The sequence below is a fragment of the Mesobacillus sp. genome (genome assembly GCF_049588175.1).
Lineage (GTDB): Bacteria > Bacillota > Bacilli > Bacillales > Cytobacillaceae > Mesobacillus.
In genome coordinates this window covers 1-2,912 of the sequence record NZ_JBAVFI010000642.1, presented here as the reverse complement: position 1 = coordinate 2,912, position 2,912 = coordinate 1, and the positions used below count along the sequence as shown (strand labels likewise).

3 protein-coding genes are annotated in these 2,912 nt (G+C 40.7%); 2 read left to right on the top strand and 1 reads right to left on the bottom strand.

Annotation, left to right across the window (positions count from 1 at the left end):
- Positions 1 to 167 precede the first annotated feature (167 nt).
- Positions 168 to 1,559: an FAD-binding domain-containing protein gene (locus WB217_RS15455; protein WP_423994131.1), complete on the top strand. Its 1,392-nt coding sequence runs from the start codon at positions 168 to 170 to the stop codon at positions 1,557 to 1,559.
- 80 nt (positions 1,560 to 1,639) lie between these two features.
- On the opposite strand, the gene WB217_RS15450 is transcribed toward WB217_RS15455, so the two are convergent.
- Positions 1,640 to 2,530: a DMT family transporter gene (locus WB217_RS15450; protein WP_423994130.1), complete on the bottom strand. Its 891-nt coding sequence runs from the start codon at positions 2,528 to 2,530 to the stop codon at positions 1,640 to 1,642.
- Positions 2,531 to 2,673: 143 nt separating this feature from the next.
- On the opposite strand from WB217_RS15450, the gene WB217_RS15445 reads away from it, so the two are divergent.
- Positions 2,674 to 2,912 (top strand): winged helix-turn-helix domain-containing protein (locus tag WB217_RS15445; RefSeq protein ID WP_423994129.1); only part of this gene is annotated, 239 nt, incomplete at its 3' end.

Here is a 2,912-nt window from a genome sequence, read left to right as displayed (position 1 = left end):
ATATTTTTTACTGGGAACATTAACATCTATGTTTCTGGGTATTTTATTTGGAATCCTTTTAAGAGAAGTACTTAATTAGTAATAAATTGAAGGCAGTCAGATTGCTATGCCATTTAGATTCTAATGGGTAAATGGTATATGTGGATTGAAAAATGGAGTGATTAACGATGAATCTTGTTCTCTTCAACAAAGATATACGGATGTTTGATCATCAGCCATTTGCCGAAGCAGCCAAAATCGGGGAGGTTTTGCCTTTATACGTGGTTGAACCTTCAGTCTGGAGTGAAACTGGACTTTCTGCCCGCCATTTTCAATTTGTCCTAGAAAGCCTGGAAGAGTTGAATTTGCAAATCCAGGAAAGAGGAGGGCAGTTATTTTTTGCAATTGGTGAAATAGAGGCTGTGTTATCGGAACTGCTGAACGAATATGAATCGCTCACATTATATGTCCATAAAGAAACAATATTAAAACGCAGCATCAGACAATGGGTAGATGAAAATAGCCAGAAAATGTTTACTTATGGCCCGGAATTTGAAAATGTTTCAGAGAAGGGATTTAAAAGCCGATGGGCTGCCAGTCTTAAGGAACCAGTCATCGATCCTCCAAAAAGGATACAGATACCAGCAAATATACCTGAGCTTCTATTTACTGATTTTAAAAAGTTCCGAAACTTTAAGGTAAAGGGCAGTAATATACGTTTTGGTCAACAAGGCGGAGAAATAAAAGCATTAGAAACGCTGGAATCATTTCTGGAAAACAGATTCGCGAATTATATCATCAATCACGACAAACCTCTGCCATCATCCTTATCATCCAGCAGGCTCTCGGCTTATGTAACTTGGGGTAATATTTCAGAACGAGTGATTTTTCAAAAGACATATGAACGCCTGCAAAAATGCAATGGTGAAGAAAGGACCCAGCTTGAAGAGTTCTTGTCTAAGCTATGTGCCCGAGCAAAAATTTGCCGTTTTGCCAATGAATATCAAGTCAATGCTGAAATGGGTGCTATCAGGAAAACGTGGAATGAAGAATGGTATCAGCTTTGGGCAGATGGAAATACAGGAATACCAATAATTGATGCAGCGATGAGGAGTCTCCATAAAACCGGCTGGCTAAATTTCAATTTAAGGGGAATGGTCATTTCTTTTATCTGCAATACACTGCTGCTGGACTGCCGAAAACCTTCATTAGCCCTGGCTGAGTTGTTTTTAGATTACGAGCCAGCTATTCACAACTATTATGTAAAAAAGCAGGCTGGTTTGATTGGGCAGAAAAAAGTAAAATGGATTAATCCAACCAAAATCGGAAAACAACACGATCCGGACGGGGCATTCATTCGAAGATATGTTCCTGAATTAAGCGAGGTACCTGCTGAATTCATTCATGAACCATGGCTATACCCGGGCTTTTACAAGCTAGGGTATCAAACACCAATGGTGGATGCAGTAAAAATGAACAAGCTTGCCAAGCTCCAGTTCGAGAAGGATAAAAACAATGAAAATGCCGTCTTGTCACCAAAAAAGGCTGGAGAAACAGAACAGCTTTCCTTTGATTTATAATTACAATTTATAAAATTCTATGATGCTTTAAAAAACCCTTCTATGAAACAGATCTATTATCAATCAACGTAAATGACAATTCAATAAGACGTCTTTGCTTCTTCGATTTCTGTCATGCTCATCCTGAAGTAGGTAAATGACACCCCGATGAGTGTGATCAGTCCGCCGAGCAGCGTCGTCATTGTCGGTGCTTCACCCAGCCATACCCAAGCAATGATGAAAGAAGCAGCAGGCGTTAAATACAATGAGCTTGCTGCTTCGGAAGCTCCTGATTTAGCTGTAATGTAAGCTAAAGCAAAATATGCGATGACTGTTGGGAATAATCCAAGGTATATGGCGCTTGCCGTTGCCCCGGCAGGAGCCTCTGCCAGCTGTGCTCTCAAACCTGGTGCGTAAACGAGCATGAGAAGAGTCGCAGCCCAAATAGTATAGGCTGTGAAAGGCAGCGCCCCATATTTATTTAAGAACTTTTTTTGGAAAACAAAATAAAGTGATTCGGATAGAGATGCTATCAATATCAAAATGACACCGAAACCGAGTTCAATTCCCCCGCCTGAGCCCAGAGAAATAAGGAGGATTCCGGCAATGCAGATGAAAGCCCCTAGCCAATACCTCTTTCCGGCTCGCTCCTTTAAAAAAATCCTTCCTAATAAACCAATAAAGACTGGAGATGTAGAAATGAGCAGGCTGGCAGCTCCTGCACTGACTGACTGTTCACCAATATTAAGAGCAGTCTGATAGACCGCAAATCCAAGGAATCCAAATAAAAAAATAACAGGCCAATCTTTTAGTTCTGGAAATTTCATCTTTGTTTTCCCGGCATAAATCACAAGTGCGATGGAACCAACCAGAAGCCTTAGCAACGATAAATGTTCAGGTGAATAGCCTTCTAGACCATGCCGTATTCCGGCGAATGCTGACCCCCATAAGATTATAATCAGTGCATGTGCAGCCAGGATTTTTATGTTCAAGCGACTTCACCTCTAAAAAAACCAACCAATTTAAACCTGTATCAGTTTATTTCTTTCAAATATAAACGGGCATTGGAAAAATGTATCCATCCAATCAGAATATTTCAAAACCAACCAATTTTTATAATGAACGGAGCCCTTACATGAAAGCACCAAAATATCAAATGATTATCAACTATATAAAAGTTCAAATAATAAATGGAACTTGGCCAGTTGGCAGCAAGCTTCCCAGCCAGCGCGAACTTGCCAAGCAATTCGGGGTAAACAGAAGCACGGTGGTTACGGCGCTTGATGAACTTGCTGCAGAAGGTTTGGTTGAGGGCAAGCTGGGGATGGGAACGATTGTCGTAAACAATACCTGGACACTGATGCGTTCAAATAC

Excerpts from the sequence above, each read along its gene's own strand:
- WB217_RS15455 (WP_423994131.1), top strand. The coding sequence starts at position 168 with ATGAATCTTGTTCTCTTCAACAAAGATATACGGATGTTTGATCATCAG.